The following is a 17,665-nucleotide window of genomic DNA, read 5'->3' on the forward strand; positions in this document are numbered from 1 at the left end:
CGCAATCCGGCCTTATGGCGGAGAAACCTTATCCTTTCGTATAGGTGACCCCCTTCCTTCGGGATCGCCGCTATCCCGGCGGCGAGCGCGGTTAACCCATCCGCGCCGCTGGCTAGCCTTGCGTTATCAAGACAGCCCCGGCCCGGTCCGCCACATGGGGTTCAGCCACGGCAAGACCGCCGCTGGACAAGACCATGACCAAAGGACCAAACAGATGACCAAGATTTACGCCGTTGCCACCGTTCTCGCTTCGCTCGCCGCCGCCACTTCGGCGCAGGCCCAGTCGGCTGACGCCGGCGCTGGCGCGAAGATCATCGCGCCGCTGGAAATCAGCAACACGGCCGACCTCTACTTCGGCACCATCGCGCCTTCGACCACCGTCGCCGACAGCGTCGTCGTGCTGGCCGACGGCAGCCGCAAGTGCGGCCCGGCGCTGACCTGCCTGACCGCCGACCACACCGCCGCGGCTTTCGCGGTGACCGGTGAAGCCGACGCCTTTTACACGATCTCGCTCCCCCGCGAGATCAAGATCGTCAACGACAAGGGCACCGCGATGCGCGTGTCGGACTTCAACGGCTCGAAGGACGGCGGCCAGCTTCTGAAGGGTGAAGACAGCTTCACCGTCGGCGGCACGCTCGACGTCGGCGTCCGTCAGGAAGCCGGCAAGTACACCGGCAGCTTCACCGTCGCGGTGGAATACCAGTAAGCCGATCCCTGGCAGGGGGAGAAGGGAGCCGCGCCCCCCCGCGCGGCTCCTGGATCCCCTGCGCCACGTCCAAGACCAACCCCTGCCAATGTAAGGTCTTCAGCCCATGTTCCGCTTTTCCCTGTTCACCGCGCTGGCCGCGGTGCTAGCCGCCCCTGTTCCTGCCGCCGCCGAACTGCTGGTCGCCCCCACCCGCGTGGTGCTGACCCCCGAGGCGCGCTCGACCGAACTCGTTCTCGTCAACAAGGGCACCGAAACCGCGGCTTTCCGCATCGCCATCGAAAACCGCCGGATGCGCGAAGATGGCAGCCTTGAAGATGCGCCGACCCCGCAGGAGGGCGAACTCTTCGCCGACGACAAGCTGCGCTATTCCCCGCGCCAGCTGGTACTGGAGCCGGGCGCGCGCCAGGTGGTGCGCGTGATGGCCAATGCGCCGGGCACGCTGGCTGCGGGCGAATACCGCTCGCACCTGCGCCTGATGTCGGCCCCCGTCAGCGCGGGCACGCCCCAGATCGCGGGCGAGGCGAACACCGACAACAGCCTCTCGATCGAACTGGTCGCGATCCGTTCGATCACCATCCCCGTGATCCTGCGGGTCGGCACCCTCGACGCCAGCGTCACCATGGATACGGCCGCAATGGCCGCCGACGCGCCCGATCAGCTGGTGGTGCGCCTGACCCGTTCGGGCACGCGTTCCACCTATGGCGATGTCAGCTTCACCCCCGAAGGCGCGAAAGAGCCCGCCTGGGTGGTGCGCGGCGTCGCGATCTATGTGCCCAACACCAGCCGCGATGTGATCGTGCCGCTGCCGCCCGAAGTGCGCGCGCAGCTCACCGGCAAGCGCGTGCGGATCGACTACACCTCGACCGACGCGGGCGAGCCGGCGACTGTCGGCAAGCGCCTCGCCAGTCTGACCGCAGCGCTCTGACGCCATGACCCGGCCCGGTAATCACCCATGTCCCGCCACCCCTTCAGGCCGCTGCGCTGGCTGCTCGCGCTGCTGTGTGCAGCCGGCCTGGTGGGAGCCGTCGCTGCCCCAGTTCGGGCGCAGAACGCCGACGCCAATGCGGACGGGGGGTTGTTCGACCGGCTGTTCGGTAACGACCCCGCCAGCGAGCGCGCCGGTCAGGCCGCTGACGGGCTCGCCCTTCCGGCCCTTTTCGCCGACGGCAGGCTGATCGCGGACACCATCGCGCTGCACGATCTCGGCCCCGGCGCGGGCGCCTGCGTGGCGATTGCCCCGCTGCTCGATGCGCTCGAACTGGCGTGGGAGCAGCCGGGCGAGACCGCCGACATCACTCTTGCTCTGCCCGAACCGCGCCGCAGCGTTACCATCCCCGCTGCCGCGCTGCTGCCGAGCCCCTCGGGCGGGTGCCTGCCGCTGGCCGATGTGCCGGCCTATCTCCCCGCCAGCCTGACTCATGACACGGTCAGCCAACGCCTCACCCTCGCCCCCAGCGCCGCTCTGCCGGTGCTGATGCGGCTCGCGCGCGAGGAGCGTCAGGCGCGGCTGCGGCCCGAGACGGCGCGCCCCGCCTACGCCCTGCTCGCCCGCCCGGAACGCACCGTGGAACTGTGGAGCGCCGACCTTGGCGCCGGGATCGCGCTGACCCCGCAGGGCCGCCAGATTTCCGGCAGCGTGCTGGCGAGCGGCGCGGTGCTGGGGCTGGCGGGGCGGCTCAGCCTCGCGGCCACGCAGGATGGGCGGATCACCCCCGGCTTCACCCTCTCCGACGCGCGCGACACGCCCGAACTGCTCGGCCCGCTCAAGGCGCGCAGCCTGGCGCTGGGCGACATTGCCGCGCCCGCGCAGCCGCTGATCGCCGATGCGCTGTCGGGCCGCGGGCTGGTGGTCTCCAGCCGTGCGCCGTGGCGGGCCGATCTGGTCGACACCATCACCCTCACCGGCCCGCTCCCGCAGGGCTGGGAGGCTGAGCTGTGGCACGAGGAACGCCTCGTCGCCGTCACCCGCGAAGGCGATGCCGCAGGGCAATGGCAGTTTGGCGACATTCCCGTGCGCATCGGCGAGAACCGCTGGGTGGTGCGCCTCTACGGCCCCAATGGCGAGGTGGACGAGCAGGTCTTCACGCGCCTCGTCGGCACCGAGATGAACGCCGAGAACGAGGTCGGCTACAGCTTCGGCGTGGTCGATGGCGGCCGCCCGCTGCTGGGCGAGAGCCTTGCCGGAGAGCCCGCCGGGCCGACCGCCTTCGCCAGCCTCGACTGGGGCATGGCGAGCGATCTCACCGCGCGGCTCGATCTGCGCGCCGGGACGGCGGGCGATCCGGCGGTGGCGGTGGGGTTCAACGGGTCGCTCGGCGGCGGACTGTGGGCGGTGACCGGCGCACGCGACCGGGAAGGCGGGCTGGGCGGCGCGGTGCGGCTGGCGCGGCGGATCGGGGCGCAGGATGTGACCTTCGACCTTGCCGATCATGGCCGCGACGATGGCCCCGGCCTGCCCCCGCAGGTGCGCGAATTTGAAAGGGTTATGGCGATCAGCGGACAGGGCCGCATCGGGCTTGGGCGGCTCAGCCTCCCCTGGCAGGCGCGTTACCAAAGCGGCGCGCTGCGGCGCGGCGGATCGCGCGAGGTTGCCGCCACGCGGCTGGTGCTGCCGATGGCCGACTGGCAGGCCAACCTCGCCTTTGGCGCCGTGCGCGAGGGGAGCGCCCCGTGGCTCGGCACCGCCGCGCTCGGGGTGACGGCGCGGCAGGGCGAATGGCGGCTGCGCAGCGGGATTGCCGCCTCAGACCGCAACGGCTGGCGGATCGACAGCGCCGCGATCAGCGCCGCGCGGCGCGTGGCGGGGGGCAACCTCGCGCTCGATCTCGACTGGCAGGCCGACAGCGGCCGGATCGGCGGCGGAGTGACCTTTGCGCGCCAGTTTGGCCCACTCGGCCTCAGCGCCTCTGCCGGGCGCGAGGGGGACGGATGGCGCGCGGGAATTGGCCTCACCCTCGGCCTGTTTCGCGGGGCCGATCGCTGGCGCACCGCCCCTGCCGGGGTCGCGCGGTCAGGGGCCGTGCTGGCGGAAATGTTCGTGGATGACGACGGCGATGGCACGCGCGATCCTACAGAAGCAGGCGTCGAAGGCGGCCGCTTCATCGTCGGGGCAGCTTTGCGCCGCGAGGAGACCGATGCCAGCGGCGCGGTGCTGATCGGCGGGATCGCGCCCGGGCCTGCGGTCGATGTCGAAACCCAGCTGTCGAGCCTCACCGACTTCACCCTGCGCCCCGCCCGCAGCGGCGACCGGCTGGAACTGCGGCCCGGAGAAATCCGCCATCTTTCCATGCCCTTGCGCCCCACCGGCAGCATCGAGGTGCAGGTGGTGCTGGTCGCCGGAGACCAGCGCACCCCGCGCTCGGGCGTCACCGTGGTGCTGCGCGACCCGCAGGGGCGCGAGGCGGCGCGGGGGCGGACCGATTTTGATGGGTTCGCGCTGTTCGAAGGCCTCGCCTTCGGCGCCTACCGGGCCGAGGCCGCGGGCCAGTCCAGCGCCGTCCTCACCGTCACCCGCGACACCCCCGACACCGCCACCCGCCTGCTGATCGCCCCGGCTTGAGCCGCGATTGTTTCACGTGAAACAGGCTGGAGGCCGCAAAAACACGACAAGGGATGCGCAAGACCCGCCAGGGATGGCGACGTCACCGCCGCCGCAGAATGAGGTAGAGCGCGCCCTCCCCGCCATGCCGGATATGCGCGCGGCGCACCGCGGTGATCGCATCGGCGTGGCGGCTCGCGGCGAGCCAGTCGAGCAGCTTGGCGCGGATCGCCCCGCGCCGTGCCATGCGGTCCGCCGGATCGACCGGGCGTTCCCTTCCCGCCACCACCAGCACCACCCGCGCGCCCATGCTGCGCGCCTGATCGAGCGCGGCCATGATCCGGTCGTAAGCGGTATCGAGCGTATGGCCGTGGAGGTCGAGCGTCAGGTCAGGCTCCAGCCGCCCGGCCTTCACCCGCCGATCCCAGTGCGAATCGAGGCCCGGCGCGGCTGAAGGCGCTGGCGGTAGGGGCGGCGGCGAAGGCGGCGCGGGTTGCTTCACCGGCTTGGCAGGCTTGACGAACTTGCCCGGCGGCGCGGGGACAGGCTTGGCCTTGGCCTCGACCGGCGCTGCCGCAGGCGCGGGCGGCTTGGGGCGCTTCTTGCCCGGCAGCGGCTTGACGCTCGCAGCAAGGTGCGCCCAGGCCGCCTGCTCTCCGACCGAAAGCCCGCGCGGGGCTCTCATCTCAGGTTCTCGAGATACCGCGTGACGGCCGCCTTGGGGATCAGCACATAGGCGGTTCCGCGCCCGCTCATCCCGCCCGCGATCACCCGCGCATCCGCGCCCGCGCCCCAGAAGGTGTCGAACCGGTTCGGCCCCTTGATCGCCCCGCCGGTGTCCTGCGCGATCCACAGCCCGTCCGCCTCGGCCCGGTCGAGGTCGAGCCACACCGGCGCGCCCAGCGGCACGAAGGCCGGGTCCGCCGCGAGAGAAGACCCGCGCCGCACCGGCACACCCAGCGCGCCCAAGGGGCCATCGCCCTGCAATTCCTTGAAGAAGATCCAGCTCTTGTTGAGCCGCATCAGATCGCGGCCCTCGCGCGGGTTTTCGCGGATATAGGCCATGATCCCCTGCATCGAGCCCGAATATTTGCCCGGCCCCTCGCCCAGCAATCCGCGCTCGCGCATCACCCCGCCGATGCCGACATATTCGCGCCCGTTCTGCCCGGCATAGCCGATGCGGATCACCTCGCCCTCGGGCGTCAGCAGCCGCCCTGATCCCTGAATCTGGAGGAAGAAGAACTCCACCGGATCGGCCGCCCAGGCGATGATCGGCACCCGGCCCATCAATGCCCCGTCCTCGATCTCGGCCCGGTCGAAATAGCGCACGAACCGCCCCTGCGCGTCATAGCGGCCCAAGGGCGGGCGGCCGGTGCGTTCGGCGGCGGGGACATCGTCAGGCCAGCCGCGCACCAGATCGGTCGGCAGGGCATAGACCGGCACCTCGTATCCGGGGCGGCGGGTGCGGCTGCCGGCGATCTCGGGTTCGAAATAGCCGGTGGCGAAGGCCTTGCCGTCACCGACCTTCACGATGTTGAATTCCTTGACGAAAAACGCCCGCGCCTGCGATGGCGGCGTGGTTGCGGCGCGCGCGCATGGCCCCTTCCAGTCATCGGGCCGGGTGAGGCCGCTCGCATCCTCGCGGGTGGTGACACGCGGGCAGGATTCGATGAAGCTCGCCAGCGCGCCTTGCGCATCGGCATCGCTCACATCGAGCGCGCCGGGCGATGGCCCGATCGCGATGCCGGCGAGCATGGCATTGGCTGCAACCGGCGCGGAGGGCGCGGTGACAACCGGCGGCGGCGTGCTGCCTTGCGGAATGATCCGCCCGCAAGCCCCCAGCGCCAGCATCATGGCCAGAGCCAGCACCCTGCGCATCGACAACTCCCCTATGGTGCAGCAGGCGCGAGGCCCGGCTGCGGATCAGCCTTCGTCGGTTTCGTCGAGCAGCCAGTTGGGATCGCGCGAGGCGATATTGCGCGAGAAGGTCCAGACATCGCGGCTCTCGATCGCATCGTCGAGCGATCCGGCAATCACATTGCCCTCCCGGTCGCGGGTGACAGCGGCAATATCGGCGACGAACAGCAGCGCGATGCGCGCGGTCTTGCCGTCGAGCGAGGCTGAATGGATGCGGGTTTCCTCGATCCGGATGAGGGTGTTGTCCATCGTCTCGCCCGCCGCCTCGCGCGCGTCGAGCGCGGCGGTGAAGCCGGCGTAGACATCATCGTCGCAGAGTTCGCGCAGGGTCTCGCGGTCGCCCTTCCAGAAGGCTTCGAGGATCATGCGATAGGCCGCGCGTGCGCCTTCGAGGAACTGGGCGAGGTTGAACTTGCTGTCGGCGGCGGAAATCTCGCGCAGCGCGCGTTCGACCGCGGGCATCACGCCTTCAAGCTCGACAGCGCGCGGCGGCACAACCGGGGCGGGGACAGCGGCCGGGCGGATGCCGACCGGCTTGTCATCCGATTCGAAGCGCTGCGGCACGGGCTCTTCTTCCTGCTCGGCCCGGCGACCCAGCACCGAGTAGAGCCGCAGGCCCAGGAAGGCGGCGACCATGGCGAGGATGACGATTTCGAGCACTATACCGATCCGATCTTCGTAGGCGAGAGAGGCAAAGCTACGGCGCACCTTTGTCCAAGGATGCCACCCTGCCTTAAATGGGGTTGGATTACAATTCGCCAACGGCCAATAGGTTGCCGCACGCGGCGAAATCGCAAGGGCTTGTGCCGGGGCGGCCACGCCCGCGCGGTTGCGGGAGGCTTTCGCCCCTGCTAGGCGGCTTGCGCAATCGGAAGGGCCGCACAACCCCCGCCCTTCCATTCCTGCTAGCTATCCATTGGAAAGAACGACGACATCATGGCCGACGAAGAAGGCGTGCTCACCAATCTCGACACCGGCCCTGTGCCCAATGGCGCCGACACCGCGCCGATGGTGGGGATCATCACGCAATATGTGAAAGATCTGTCGGTCGAGAACCCCAACGCGCCCGACGCCTTCCAGTGGCCCGAGCCGCCGCAGATCGACGTGCAGTTCAACATCGCCGCCGAAAGCGCCGGGCAGGACGTGCACGAAGTGACGCTCAAGCTGACGCTGACCGCCGCCTCGCAGCGCGGGACGGTCTATGTCGTCGATCTGGCCTATTGCGGGCTGGTGGGGATGCGCAACGTGCCCGAGGATCAGGCCCACGCCTTCCTCTATGCCGAAGCCCCGCGCCTGCTGTTCCCCTTTGCCCGCGCGGTCGTGGCGAGCGCGGTGCGCGATGCCGGTTTCCCGCCGCTGATGGTCGATCCGGTCGATTTCGGCGGAATCTACGCCCAGCAGCTCGCCGCGCGTCAGGCCGAAGCGGCCGCAGGTGGCGAGCCGATCAAGCCGGTCACGGGCAACGCCTGATCGCCGCATCAGCAGGCAGGGTGGCTGACGCATGAGCCTGATACGCAACGTCGGCACCATCGGCGGGCTGACCGCGGTGAGCCGGGTGTTCGGCTTTGCCCGCGACATCCTGCTCGCCCGCGCTTTGGGGGCAGGGCTGGCGGCGGACGCGTTCCAGCTCGCCTTTACCCTGCCCAACACCTTCCGCCGCCTGTTTGCCGAGGGCGCCTTCAGCGTCGCCTTCGTGCCGCTCTACAGCCGCGCGCTCCACGGCAAGGATGGCGAGCCGGGGAGCGAGGAGGCCGCGACCCGCTTTGCCGATGATGTGCTGAGCGTGTTCCTGTGGGTGCTGCTGGCCTTCAGCGGCGTGTGCATGATCTTCATGCCCGCGATCGTCTGGGCGCTGGCGCGCGAATATGGCGAGGTGCCCGGCAAGTTCGAGCTTTCGGTGCTGCTCAGCCGGGTGACTTTCCCCTACCTGTTCTTCATCAGCCTCGTCGCGATGCTGTCGGGCCTGCTCAACGCGCGCTCGCGCTTCGGCCCCGGCGCGGCGGCGCCGGTGCTGCTCAACATTTTCCTGATTTCGGGCATTCTGCTGGGCGACTGGCTGCGCGGGACAAGCGGCGATGATGTGGTGGTGGTGCAGATCCTTGCCGCCGCCGTCTCGCTCTCGGGGCTGGCGCAGCTTGTCTATCTGGCGTGGGAAACGCGCCGCGCGGGGGTGCGCCTGAAGGTGCAGATGCCGCGCTTCACGCCCGAGGTGAAGAAGCTCGGCCTCCTCATCCTGCCTGCGACCTTCGGGGCGGGGATCTACCAGATCAGTCAGCTGGTCGACACCTTCTTCGCGACCTCGCTGCCGCAGGGATCGCTGACGCTGCTGAAGCTGGCCGACCGCCTGAACCAGATGCCCTTGGGGATTGTCGGGATTGCACTGGGCACCGCGATCCTGCCGATGCTGAGCCGCCATATCCACACAGGCGATGCCGCCGAGGCGCAGCGCTTGCAGGGCAATGCCTTCGAGATCGCGACGCTCCTTACCCTCCCCGCCGCCGCCGCGCTGGCGGTGTGCGCGCCTGCCTTCTGCACCGCGTTTTTCGTGGGCGGCAAGTTCACCCCCGCTGACGGCGCGATCATGGCGAACATCGTCGTCGCGCTGGTCGCGGGGCTGCCCGCCTATGTCATCGTCAAGGTGCTGAACCCCGGCTTCTTCGCCCGCGAGGACACGCGCACCCCGGTGTGGACCGCGCTCGCCTCGCTGATCTTCAATATCGCGGTGAACCTCTATGTGGTCGAGCGTTACGGGATCGTCGGCCTTGCCGGCGCAACCGCAGCCTCGGCGAGCCTCAATTGCCTGCTGCTCTATGTGATCCTGCACAAGCGCGGGTGGTTCCACTTCACCCCCAAGCTGGTGAGCCGCGTCGCGCGCCAGCTGATCGCCACGGGTGCGATGACAGCGGTGCTGTGGCTGCTGATGCCGCTGATGACCGAGCGCTACAGCGGCAACATCATCGAGAAGGTCTGGTCGCTCGGCGTGCTGGTGGGCGTGGGCGGCGCGGTGTTCTTCGGCGCTGCCTTTGCCGTGGGTGCGCTCGACAAGGACCTGATCGGCCAGCTACGGCGGCGCAAACCGGCCCGCACCAAGGCCGACGACGAAATCTTGGAGGTTGAATAAAATGCGCGTGGTTTCCGGCATCCAGCCGACGGGCAATCTGCATCTGGGCAATTACCTCGGTGCGATCCGCAACTGGGCGGCGATGCAGGATTCGCTGGACGAAGGCTCCGAGGCGCTGTTCTTCCTCGCCGATCTCCACGCAATCTCGCAGCCGCATGATCCGGCAACGCTGCATCAGGGCACGCTGGAAATGGTCGCGGCGCTGGTCGCCTGCGGGATCGACCCGGATCGCAGCGTGCTGTTCAATCAGGCGCAAGTGCCCCAGCACGCCGAGCTGCAATGGCTCTTGAACGGCACCGCCCGGATGGGCTGGCTGAACCGCATGACCCAGTGGAAGGACAAGGCCGGCAAGAACCGCGAGGGGCAGTCGGTCGCGCTGTTCACCTACCCCGTGCTGCAAGCCGCCGACGTGCTGCTCTATCAGGCGACCCATGTTCCCGTGGGCGAGGATCAGAAGCAGCATCTGGAGCTGGCGCGCGACATCGCGCAGAAGTTCAACAACGACTTCTGCCCCGAGGACGCCCCCGTCTTCACCCTGCCCGAGCCGATCATCCCGGCCGAGGCCGCGCGGATCATGTCGCTGCGCGATGGGGCGGCGAAGATGTCGAAGTCCGATCCATCCGACATGAGCCGCATCAACCTTGTCGACGATGCCGACACCATGGCGCAGAAGATCAGGAAGGCGAAAACCGACCCCGAGGCGCTGCCTTCCGAGGAAGCAGGCCTTGAAGGGCGGCCCGAGGCGAAGAACCTCGTCGGCATCTATGCCGCGCTGGCGGGCGAATCGGTGGCCGCCGTGCTGGCGCAATATGGCGGACAGGGCTTCGGCGCGTTCAAGCCGGCGCTCGCCGATCTGCTGGTCGCCAAGCTCGGGCCGATCCGTGATCGCTTCGTCGAACTGAAGGGCGACCGTGAGGCCCTGGACGCGATCCTCGCACGCGGCGCCGCCAAGGCCCGCGAACGCGGCGCGCCGACGCTCGATGCGGCCTATACGGCGCTGGGGCTGGTGCGGCACTGACCGCGGCGATCTGCGACGAACCGAGGCGGACGCGCGCCGGATATTCAATTCCGGTTCATTCGGACGTAATAGAGTATCGCGCGTAAGGGTCGTTGCCATCATTGCAATGGCCCGCAGACAAGGGTTGTGCCATGATGCCTTCAATGAAGACCTTTACCCGCCTTGCCCTTCCGTTGGCGCTCGTTGTCGGGCTTTCGGCCTGCGCTACCCCGTTCAAGGCGGATGTGTCGCGCTTTGCCGTGCCGCTGCCCGCGCCGCAGGGCCAGACCTTTGCCGTGGTCGCGGAAGACCCCAAGCTGGCTGGCGGGCTGGAATTTGCGACCTATGCCAATGAAGTCGCAGCCGAAATGACGCAGCTGGGCTATGCCCGCGCGTCCTCGCCCGAAACCGCCGATATGTTGGTGCGCTTCGACTACCGCGTCGACGGCGGCCGGGAACGGGTGCGCACCGACCTGAACGGCGCAGGCTTCGGCCCCTGGGGCCGGTGGGGCGGCTGGGGCGGCGGCTTCGGCGCGTGGGGCTTCGGCTTCAACGATCCGTTCTTCGGCGGGCCGGACGTGCGCAGCTACACCATCTACACCAGCGGCGTGGACGTGAAGATCGATCGCCGCGCCGATGGCCAGCGCCTGTTCGAAGGCAAGGCCGAAGCCGTGTCGCGCTCGAACCGCCTGCCGCGCCTCGTGCCCAACCTCGTGGACGCGCTGTTCACCGGCTTCCCCGGCAATTCGGGCGAGACCGTGCGCATCACCATCCGCGACGACAACGAAAAGACCGTGCGCGCCGTCGATTGATGGTGTAAGAGCGTACGCAAGAGACCCTTGGACGGGAACAAGAAGGCGGCGCAGGGGATCGCGCCGCCTTTTTTGTTGCCTGTTTTCAGGGCGCGTGATCACCAGCCCCGGCTGCGCTCCGGGTCGAGGTTTTCGAACGCCCAGGGCAGCGGAATCCGGCCGCGATGCGCCAAATGCCGCCGCAGCGAGCCGCCGTCCTCGCCCGGACGCTGGCGGCTGCGATGCTCGCGCACCAGCTGGCCGAGCAGCAGCAGGCCGAAATCCCAGTCGCCGATCCGGCTGTCGGCATTGATGTGTCCGATCGAACCGGCATAGGCGAAGGTCGCGCCCCAATCGCTCGCCAGCCCGCGCGCCACACGCAGCGAGGCATAGGGATCGTTCTCGCTCGCGGCGAGGAAGGTCGGGAACGGCAGCGTGCGGCGCGGCACGGGGGCGAAGCGGGCGATCCGCTCGTCCACGCCGGGACGCTCGGCATCGGGCGGCGCGACCAGCAGCGCGCCGACCACGGGGTTGCCATGCGCGGGCTGCTCGTATTCCGCCCACCACGCGACCGCGAGGCATCCGAGGCTGTGCGCGACGAGGATCACCGGACGCCCGGCACGGTGCACCGCAAGGTTGATCTTGTTCACCCAGGTGTTGCGATGCGGATCGTCCCACATCCCAAGTTCGACGCGCTCGGCATCGGGCACTCTGGCTTCCCAGTGCGACTGCCAATGCCGCGGGCCGCTGTTGCCGAGGCCGGGGATGATGAGAATCTGCGGATCGAGCGCCAGCTGCTCGGGGGTGAGTTCGAGAGTATGGGTGTTGGCCATTTCAGTGCTCCTTGAAGCGTGTGAATGGCCGTCCATTGGAATGGTCCGACGCAGGCAAAATAACTCAACTGATTTGGTTGACAAGTAGGCGGCGACAGGTGCCCGAATTTTTGCGACGAATTGCCGAAGCGGCGCAGGGGATCGCACCGCCTTTTTTGTCGCCTGTTTTCGGGGTATTGTGCGCCCCATGCGCCGCTTCAGCCCCGCCCTCGCCCTGATCGCGCTTGCCGCGCCTGCCGCGCTTTGGGCGCAGAGCGTGCCGATGCCGCTGGAACCCGAGCCGGCGCGCCCCATGCTTTACGGGCCATCCACCCCCGCGCCCCCCACCAACAACCCGATCATCTGGCGCGAGGGCCAATGGGACTTGTTCGCGGCGCAGAAGCTGAAGTTCTGCGCGCTGCGCCTGCGCGATAAGGCGAGCGGTGTGGTGTTCGGCGTGATGCAGTCCGGGCGCGGTCCGGTGCGGCTGCGGGTCACGCCAAGCGACCGCGATGTGATGTATGCGGCCGTGACCCTGCGGGCAGGCAAGACGGCCTTTGCCGCCCCGCTGACGTTGGAAGGGACCACCGCGCATTATTGGGCGACAGGAACGGCGGCCGAGGTGCTAGGCCCTCTGGCCAAGGCCGAGGTGGTGACGGTGGAACACGACGGCCGCCTGCTCGCCCGCTTTGTGCTGGACGGCACCCGTGAGGCGCTGGCGAAGCTGGCGGACTGCGCCGCGCAGTGGCCGGACGAGCAGCTGTTCTCCCCCGTTCCCGCCCACCCCGCCCGCCCGGCGATCCCCGAGCCTGATCTGGCCGGGCCGTTCGAGCCGTGGCAACGACCGCGCGCGCTGGGGCAGGAGCACTGGATCCTGCCCGAGGATTACCCCCGCGCCTCGATGCGCGAGGACGAGCAGGGGCGCGTCGTGGTGCTGGTCGAGGTGTCAGCCGAAGGGCGGGCCACCTCCTGCAAGGTGCGCCAGTCGAGCGGCTTTGTCCGGCTCGACCAAGCGACCTGCGCCGCCATGCTGATCCGCGCCCGGTTCCAGCCGGCCACCGATCTGATCGGCCAACCCCAAGCCGCGACCATGGCTTTCCCGGTGAACTGGAAGTTCCCGGAGATACCGGAGTCGAAGATCGTCCTTGTCCCCGGAGCCTCGCCCTAGGGTGCGGCCCCGCCCTTCCGGTCCCAGATGGTCGTCTCGATTTCCATGCGCGCGTCGTCCTGCCACGCCAGCGCATCGAGAGCAGCGGCGCGCAGGCGGTCGTAGTCGTCGAAGATGCACGCCTTCTGTTCCTTGCGGGCAGCGAACCTTTCGGATGCACCGGAGCATAGCAGGGTGAACATTGTGATCCGGTCGGCAGTCCCGTCCTCGGCGAATGCGATCCGGGCGATAGCGTAGATGTAGGCGGACTTTCCTTGATCGCCTTCGACCGCGATTTCCATGAGGTAGGACTTGTCAGGCCGGTCAACCTGCGGCGGCGCGCCCGCTTCCGGCGCAGCTTCTCCGGAGAGCGAGGGTTCAGGCGCTTCCTCGCGCAGCAGAGCGAGGGCAGCCTCGCTTGGCGGTGCTTCGCCTGCGGGATCGATGGCGCGGACGAGACCCTGCGGGCCTGGCGCGAGGATCACGCGCTCCTCCTCGGAACCATAGAGCCCGTTCAGACCCGCCGTATCGCGCGCGGCGACGGGGATCAGCCGGTTCTCGGACCACCAGCCATTGCACCCGCCCAGCAGCAGGGCCAGAGCGGCGACGAACATCATGCGCAGAACCATCGGCAGGCCTCCCTTGATCGGCGAGGCTAAGCCATTGGGCAATAGACAGCAATCCGCCTGTCAGAGCTTGGCATGGCCCCCGGTCGAACCGAACCCGCCCTCGCCCCGTTCGGTTGCGTCCAGTTCGGCCACCTCGTCCCACGCCGCCTGCACCACCGGCGCAAGCACCAGCTGGGCGACGCGGTCGCCGCGCTGGATCACGAAGGGTTCGCTGCCCAAGTTGATGAGGATCACCTTCAGCTCGCCGCGATAGTCGCTGTCGATCGTGCCGGGGGTGTTGGGCACGGTGATCCCGTGCTTGAGCGCCAGCCCCGATCGCGGGCGCACCTGTACCTCATACCCTGCCGGGATCGCCAGCGCGAGGCCGGTTGCGACCGCGTGGCGCGCGCCGGGTGCCAGCGTCACCGATTCAGCGCTCACCACATCCATCCCGGCCGCGCCCTCAGTGGCATAGGCCGGAAGCGGCAGGCCTGCGCTATGGGGCAGGCGCTTGACTTCAACCTTGATGCTCATTCGGCGGCCTGCGCGGTCAGGCTCGCGGCGATCCGTTCGACCAATGCCATGGCGACGGCGGACTTGGGCATATCCTCAAGCGTCTCGATCCCCTCGCCCCGGACGATGGTGACGCGGTTGCGATCCCCGCCCATCACGTCCCCGCTGACATCATTGGCGATGATCCAGTCCGCGCCCTTGCGCTTGCGCTTGGCCTTGGCGTGGTCGAGCATATCATGCGTTTCAGCCGCAAAGCCGATCACCAGTTCGGGCCGCCGGGGTGCGGCGGCGACATTGGTGAGGATGTCGGGGTTTTCGGTCAGCATCAGCGCCGGCGGGGCATCGCCGCGCTTCTTGATCTTCTCGCCCCGGTATTCCTTGGGCCGCCAGTCGGCGACCGCCGCGACCATCACCGCGACATCGGCGGGCAGCGCGCGCTTGACCGCATCGGCCATGTCGCGCGCGCTTTCGACGTCGATGCGCGCAACGCCCGCCGGGGTCTTGAGCGCGACCGGCCCTGCCACCAGCGTCACCCGTGCGCCCAGCGCCGCAGCGGCAGCCGCGATGGCGAAACCCTGCTTGCCCGACGAGCGGTTGGCGATGTAGCGCACCGGATCGATCGCTTCCCAGGTCGGCCCGGCGGTGACCAGAACGTGCCGTCCGGTCAGCGGGCGATAGCCCTCCGCCACGCCGAGATCGCTGCCGTCTGCGACTTCGCCGTAATCGGCTTCGATCTCGTCCGGCACAAGCGGCGCTGCGGCGGCGGGTGCGGCCTTGCGCGGGTCGATGAGGTGATTGAGCGCGCTGGTATCGAGCGGCGGGGCAGCCCCGGCCTTGCCCTTGCGGGCGAGAAGCGGGCCGCCGAAGTCCGGCTTGAATTCAGGCGCGGGCTCTTCGTCCTCGGGTTCGAACGGGAAATCCTCACCCTCGGGCGGGAGCAGTTCCTCGTATTCGGCCTCGATTTCCTCGTGCGTGCGTTTGGCGGTCGAGCGCGGGATGATCCGCGCGAGCATCCCGCTGAGCGCACCTTCGGGCAGCGCGGCGCTGGAGTCATCTGCGTCCTCGGGCTCGAGCGCCTCGACCTCGGGCAGCGCGCGCGGTTCGGGCAGCAGCAGGCCGAAATGCGCCGCGATGGCGCGCCAGATCGCCTCGGGTTCGGGCAGGCGGCCATAGCCGAATTCGCCGCAGGCCATCGGGCCTTCATCGGGCTGGAGCACGGTCACCCCCGCCGCTTTCAGCGTGGCGATATTGCGCTGGGTCGCCTCGTGTTCCCACATCCGCACGTTCATCGCGGGCACGGCCATCACCGGCTTGTCGGTGGCCAGGATCAACGTGGTCGCCAGATCATCGGCTATGCCATTGGCCATCTTGGCGACGAGATCGGCCGTCGCCGGACAGACCACCACCAGATCGGCTTCGCGGCTGAGCTGGATATGGCCCATCTCGGCCTCGTTCTTGAGATCGAACAGGTTGGTGTAGACCTGGTTTTCCGACAGCGCGGCCAAGGCCAGCGGGGTGACGAATTGCTGCCCGCCCTTGGTGACGACGCAGGTCACCTCTCCCCCGCCCTTGCGGATCAGGCGCACCAGCTCGCAGGCCTTGTAGGCCGCGATCCCGCCGCCGACGACCAGCAGGATGCGCGGGTTCTGCCCATCGCCCCTGTCCTGTTTGCCCATAGTGTTACTGCCTCTCACGCCTCGCATCCGGGGTGCCAGCCATAATCCAAGCCGCATCCATCGCAAAGCTTGGTTAAGTTTGCCTTAGAGCGGGCGAAAACCGTGTCATTTGCGCGAAGCGTCGCCCGGTTGGCGCCGAGCCTCGACCTTACGACGCGTTACGGCAAATCCCGATACATTTCTCGTGGCCCTGTTGGCCATCCGTGAAAGGCTGCGGCCAAAAGATGATCGTGATAACCAACAGGGCAATCCACATGAGGCTTGTGGTCAAACAAATGATACGGGGCGGCCGTCGCCCAAGCTTTGAACCATAACCAACTGAGAAAGGCGGGGGAAACCGGGACTGGTTGAGATTGTGGATGTTCCAATGAAACTTCAGGTCATCGGACTTTAGCTCAGCCGCCTTGACGCCGTGCCATGTGGCAAGAGTCACAGAAAGGCCCGCAAGGCAGATGATGATTTCCAACGCAATTCGTGCAGGATTGAGGTCTTCAGCAACGACCAGAGCGAAAGCCGCCATCATGAACCCTTGAAAGGTCAGGTTCCAGCTCATGCGATTTGACCGCAGGTTCTGTTCCACAGCGATCTGATCGGCGACCGCCTGGGCAATCTTGAACTTGTCCACGACCGTTCGTTCGTCAGATGACATACCTCCCCCCTCTTTCGTATCCTCAGTTTACGAGGACAAAGGCACCTTACCCGCAGCTCGTGCCACCAGCTCCCCGATCCCGCGCGGGGCAAAGGCCATGCCGATTCCGTAGGCAGGCAGCACCAGCTGCGTCCAGTAGAAGTTCTCGGGGCGCGCGAACAGCGCGGTCATGGTGAACATCCCGCCGCACCACAGCAGCGCGAACAGACCCAGCCGCCCGCCGATTGCCGCCCAGCCGACCAGCGGCAGGATCGCCAGCGGCGCGGCAAGGCTCAAGGGCAGCAGCAGCAGCCCCGTCAGCCGCGCCAGCGCCATCAGCGGCAGGCCGTATCCGATCATCGCATCCCACCCCTGCGATGCAGGATCACCCGGTAGCCGCCCGGCCTCGACCGCCAGCGCATGAAGCGCCATCCCGCCCGCAAACAGCACCAGCAGCCCAGCGATCCCCGCCGCCTCGCGCCAGCGCTGGCCGGCCAGTGCAAAGACCAGCCACAGCATGACAAAGGGCACCGCCAGCTCGCGCACGGCCAGAGCAGCGGCAGCCGCGAGCAGCGCCGGCCACCAGCGCTCGGGCCGGTAGAGCAGCAGCGCCAGGGTCAGCCACAGTCCCGCCCACAATTCGTGGATCAGCCCTGCACTCGGCACGATCACCGCCGCCCCGCCAAGCATCAGCACCAGCAGGGCAGCGAGCCGTTCGGGCACGGCAACCTGCCCCGTCAGACGGCTATTGGCAGCCCACAGACAGGCGAGCACCAGTCCCATCTCGAGATAGCGAACGCCGCCCACGCCGATCAGCGCCTGAAGCCAGGCCAGCGTCGGCTGGCGCACGGCAACGAAGGGCCGCGTCGGGTAATTGCTCGACCGCTGCTCGTCCATCGCGGCAGCATAGTAGCCCTCGCCCGCCGCGACCCGCGCGGCAATGCGGTCGTAGAGGGCAAGGTCGCCTTTGCCCTTGTCGGCGGATTTGGGCTTGGTCGCGGCAGTCGCAGATGCGGTCTTCGCGTCCGCCTGTGCCTTGGCGGCGATCCGCCCGCGCTCGGCCGCATCGACCGCGTTGGCCGCCGAAACGCTCCACACCATCGCCGCGGCGAGCAGCACCAGCACCAGCCCCGCCGCCCAGCGCGGCAGATGCGCCAAGGGGCGGCCGAGCGCCTCCCAACGATCAAGCAGGGTCATGGGCCCGGCTG

At 68.4% G+C, this 17,665-nt stretch carries 17 protein-coding genes; 8 read left to right on the forward strand and 9 right to left on the reverse strand.

Going from position 1 to position 17,665, the window contains the following annotated elements; genetic code table 11:
* Positions 1 to 214: 214 nt before the first annotated feature.
* The 3 genes from PS060_RS02750 to PS060_RS02760 all read left to right on the forward strand — a co-directional run bounded on the left by PS060_RS02750 (position 215) and on the right by PS060_RS02760 (position 4,268).
* Positions 215 to 706 (forward strand): DUF4402 domain-containing protein, encoded by a 492-nt coding sequence (locus PS060_RS02750; RefSeq protein WP_273985290.1) that lies wholly within the window; start codon positions 215 to 217, stop codon positions 704 to 706.
* A 106-nt stretch (positions 707 to 812) separates the two neighbouring features.
* The gene (locus tag PS060_RS02755) at positions 813 to 1,634 is read left to right on the forward strand and encodes a molecular chaperone (protein ID WP_273985292.1); all 822 of its coding nucleotides are present in this window, start codon (positions 813 to 815) and stop codon (positions 1,632 to 1,634) included.
* Positions 1,635 to 1,661: 27 nt separating this feature from the next.
* Positions 1,662 to 4,268 (forward strand): hypothetical protein, encoded by a 2,607-nt coding sequence (locus PS060_RS02760; RefSeq protein WP_273985293.1) that lies wholly within the window; start codon positions 1,662 to 1,664, stop codon positions 4,266 to 4,268.
* Positions 4,269 to 4,350: 82 nt separating this feature from the next.
* Here PS060_RS02760 and PS060_RS02765 read toward each other — a convergent pair whose 3' ends face one another.
* The 3 genes from PS060_RS02765 to PS060_RS02775 are packed head-to-tail and all read right to left on the reverse strand — an operon-like array spanning position 4,351 to position 6,827.
* Positions 4,351 to 4,932, reverse strand: a complete 582-nt coding sequence (locus PS060_RS02765; RefSeq protein ID WP_273985294.1) for a Smr/MutS family protein — start codon at positions 4,930 to 4,932, stop codon at positions 4,351 to 4,353.
* Entirely contained in the window at positions 4,929 to 6,125 is a 1,197-nt protein-coding gene (mltA, locus tag PS060_RS02770; RefSeq protein ID WP_273985295.1) for a murein transglycosylase A, read from the reverse strand. Before mltA ends, PS060_RS02765 begins: the two co-directional genes overlap by 4 nt.
* Before the next feature lie 45 nt (positions 6,126 to 6,170).
* Positions 6,171 to 6,827, reverse strand: a complete 657-nt coding sequence (locus PS060_RS02775) for a Tim44/TimA family putative adaptor protein (protein WP_273986832.1) — start codon at positions 6,825 to 6,827, stop codon at positions 6,171 to 6,173.
* A 273-nt stretch (positions 6,828 to 7,100) separates the two neighbouring features.
* Here PS060_RS02775 and secB point away from each other — a divergent pair, with 273 nt between their 5' ends.
* The 4 genes from secB to PS060_RS02795 all read left to right on the forward strand — a co-directional run bounded on the left by secB (position 7,101) and on the right by PS060_RS02795 (position 11,094).
* Positions 7,101 to 7,634 carry a protein-export chaperone SecB gene (gene secB / locus PS060_RS02780; RefSeq protein WP_273985296.1) on the forward strand — a complete coding sequence of 178 codons (534 nt, stop codon included), beginning with the start codon at positions 7,101 to 7,103 and terminating at the stop codon, positions 7,632 to 7,634.
* Positions 7,635 to 7,665: 31 nt separating this feature from the next.
* The gene (gene murJ / locus PS060_RS02785; protein WP_273985298.1) at positions 7,666 to 9,285 is read left to right on the forward strand and encodes a murein biosynthesis integral membrane protein MurJ; all 1,620 of its coding nucleotides are present in this window, start codon (positions 7,666 to 7,668) and stop codon (positions 9,283 to 9,285) included.
* A 1-nt stretch (position 9,286) separates the two neighbouring features.
* On the forward strand, positions 9,287 to 10,303 hold the full coding sequence (gene trpS, locus PS060_RS02790; RefSeq protein ID WP_273985299.1) for a tryptophan--tRNA ligase: 1,017 nt from the start codon (positions 9,287 to 9,289) through the stop codon (positions 10,301 to 10,303).
* Between the two features lie 134 nt (positions 10,304 to 10,437).
* Positions 10,438 to 11,094: a DUF4136 domain-containing protein gene (locus tag PS060_RS02795; protein WP_443112412.1), complete on the forward strand. Its 657-nt coding sequence runs from the start codon at positions 10,438 to 10,440 to the stop codon at positions 11,092 to 11,094.
* 98 nt (positions 11,095 to 11,192) lie between these two features.
* Here PS060_RS02795 and PS060_RS02800 read toward each other — a convergent pair whose 3' ends face one another.
* A complete protein-coding gene (locus tag PS060_RS02800) occupies positions 11,193 to 11,906 on the reverse strand; it encodes an RBBP9/YdeN family alpha/beta hydrolase (protein ID WP_273985303.1) in 714 nt (237 codons plus the stop codon).
* A 187-nt stretch (positions 11,907 to 12,093) separates the two neighbouring features.
* On the opposite strand from PS060_RS02800, the gene PS060_RS02805 reads away from it, so the two are divergent.
* A complete protein-coding gene (locus PS060_RS02805) occupies positions 12,094 to 13,053 on the forward strand; it encodes an energy transducer TonB (protein ID WP_273985304.1) in 960 nt (319 codons plus the stop codon).
* Here PS060_RS02805 and PS060_RS02810 read toward each other — a convergent pair.
* From PS060_RS02810 to PS060_RS02830, 5 genes are all read right to left on the reverse strand, one after another.
* Positions 13,050 to 13,661 carry a hypothetical protein gene (locus PS060_RS02810; RefSeq protein ID WP_273985305.1) on the reverse strand — a complete coding sequence of 204 codons (612 nt, stop codon included), beginning with the start codon at positions 13,659 to 13,661 and terminating at the stop codon, positions 13,050 to 13,052. The genes PS060_RS02805 and PS060_RS02810 overlap by 4 nt on opposite strands.
* A gap of 60 nt (positions 13,662 to 13,721) precedes the next feature.
* Positions 13,722 to 14,174: a dUTP diphosphatase gene (dut, locus tag PS060_RS02815; RefSeq protein ID WP_273985306.1), complete on the reverse strand. Its 453-nt coding sequence runs from the start codon at positions 14,172 to 14,174 to the stop codon at positions 13,722 to 13,724.
* Positions 14,171 to 15,829, reverse strand: coding sequence for a bifunctional phosphopantothenoylcysteine decarboxylase/phosphopantothenate synthase (locus PS060_RS02820; protein ID WP_273985308.1), 1,659 nt, complete (start codon positions 15,827 to 15,829; stop codon positions 14,171 to 14,173). Before PS060_RS02820 ends, dut begins: the two co-directional genes overlap by 4 nt.
* Positions 15,830 to 15,977: 148 nt before the next feature.
* On the reverse strand, positions 15,978 to 16,478 hold the full coding sequence (locus PS060_RS02825) for a hypothetical protein (protein WP_273985310.1): 501 nt from the start codon (positions 16,476 to 16,478) through the stop codon (positions 15,978 to 15,980).
* A 27-nt stretch (positions 16,479 to 16,505) separates the two neighbouring features.
* Complete coding sequence (locus tag PS060_RS02830) at positions 16,506 to 17,654, reverse strand: hypothetical protein (protein WP_273985312.1); 1,149 nt, start codon at positions 17,652 to 17,654, stop codon at positions 16,506 to 16,508.
* Between the last annotated feature and the right edge of the window lie 11 nt (positions 17,655 to 17,665).

The sequence above is a fragment of the Erythrobacter sp. BLCC-B19 genome, from assembly GCF_028621955.1.
Taxonomy (GTDB): Bacteria; Pseudomonadota; Alphaproteobacteria; order Sphingomonadales; family Sphingomonadaceae; genus Erythrobacter.

What these genes read in the sequence shown, in the direction of transcription:
- PS060_RS02760 (WP_273985293.1), top strand. Translation starts at nt 1,662, where the DNA reads ATGTCCCGCCACCCCTTCAGGCCGCTGCGCTGGCTGCTCGCGCTGCTG.
- PS060_RS02825 (WP_273985310.1), bottom strand. Translation starts at nt 16,478, where the DNA reads ATGTCATCTGACGAACGAACGGTCGTGGACAAGTTCAAGATTGCCCAG.
- trpS (WP_273985299.1), top strand. Translation starts at nt 9,287, where the DNA reads ATGCGCGTGGTTTCCGGCATCCAGCCGACGGGCAATCTGCATCTGGGC.
- PS060_RS02800 (WP_273985303.1), bottom strand. Translation starts at nt 11,906, where the DNA reads ATGGCCAACACCCATACTCTCGAACTCACCCCCGAGCAGCTGGCGCTC.
- secB (WP_273985296.1), top strand. Translation starts at nt 7,101, where the DNA reads ATGGCCGACGAAGAAGGCGTGCTCACCAATCTCGACACCGGCCCTGTG.
- murJ (WP_273985298.1), top strand. Translation starts at nt 7,666, where the DNA reads ATGAGCCTGATACGCAACGTCGGCACCATCGGCGGGCTGACCGCGGTG.
- PS060_RS02795 (WP_443112412.1), top strand. Translation starts at nt 10,438, where the DNA reads ATGCCTTCAATGAAGACCTTTACCCGCCTTGCCCTTCCGTTGGCGCTC.
- PS060_RS02765 (WP_273985294.1), bottom strand. Translation starts at nt 4,932, where the DNA reads ATGAGAGCCCCGCGCGGGCTTTCGGTCGGAGAGCAGGCGGCCTGGGCG.
- PS060_RS02810 (WP_273985305.1), bottom strand. Translation starts at nt 13,661, where the DNA reads ATGGTTCTGCGCATGATGTTCGTCGCCGCTCTGGCCCTGCTGCTGGGC.
- PS060_RS02805 (WP_273985304.1), top strand. Translation starts at nt 12,094, where the DNA reads ATGCGCCGCTTCAGCCCCGCCCTCGCCCTGATCGCGCTTGCCGCGCCT.
- mltA (WP_273985295.1), bottom strand. Translation starts at nt 6,125, where the DNA reads ATGCGCAGGGTGCTGGCTCTGGCCATGATGCTGGCGCTGGGGGCTTGC.
- PS060_RS02830 (WP_273985312.1), bottom strand. Translation starts at nt 17,654, where the DNA reads ATGACCCTGCTTGATCGTTGGGAGGCGCTCGGCCGCCCCTTGGCGCAT.
- PS060_RS02750 (WP_273985290.1), top strand. Translation starts at nt 215, where the DNA reads ATGACCAAGATTTACGCCGTTGCCACCGTTCTCGCTTCGCTCGCCGCC.
- PS060_RS02755 (WP_273985292.1), top strand. Translation starts at nt 813, where the DNA reads ATGTTCCGCTTTTCCCTGTTCACCGCGCTGGCCGCGGTGCTAGCCGCC.
- PS060_RS02820 (WP_273985308.1), bottom strand. Translation starts at nt 15,829, where the DNA reads ATGGGCAAACAGGACAGGGGCGATGGGCAGAACCCGCGCATCCTGCTG.
- dut (WP_273985306.1), bottom strand. Translation starts at nt 14,174, where the DNA reads ATGAGCATCAAGGTTGAAGTCAAGCGCCTGCCCCATAGCGCAGGCCTG.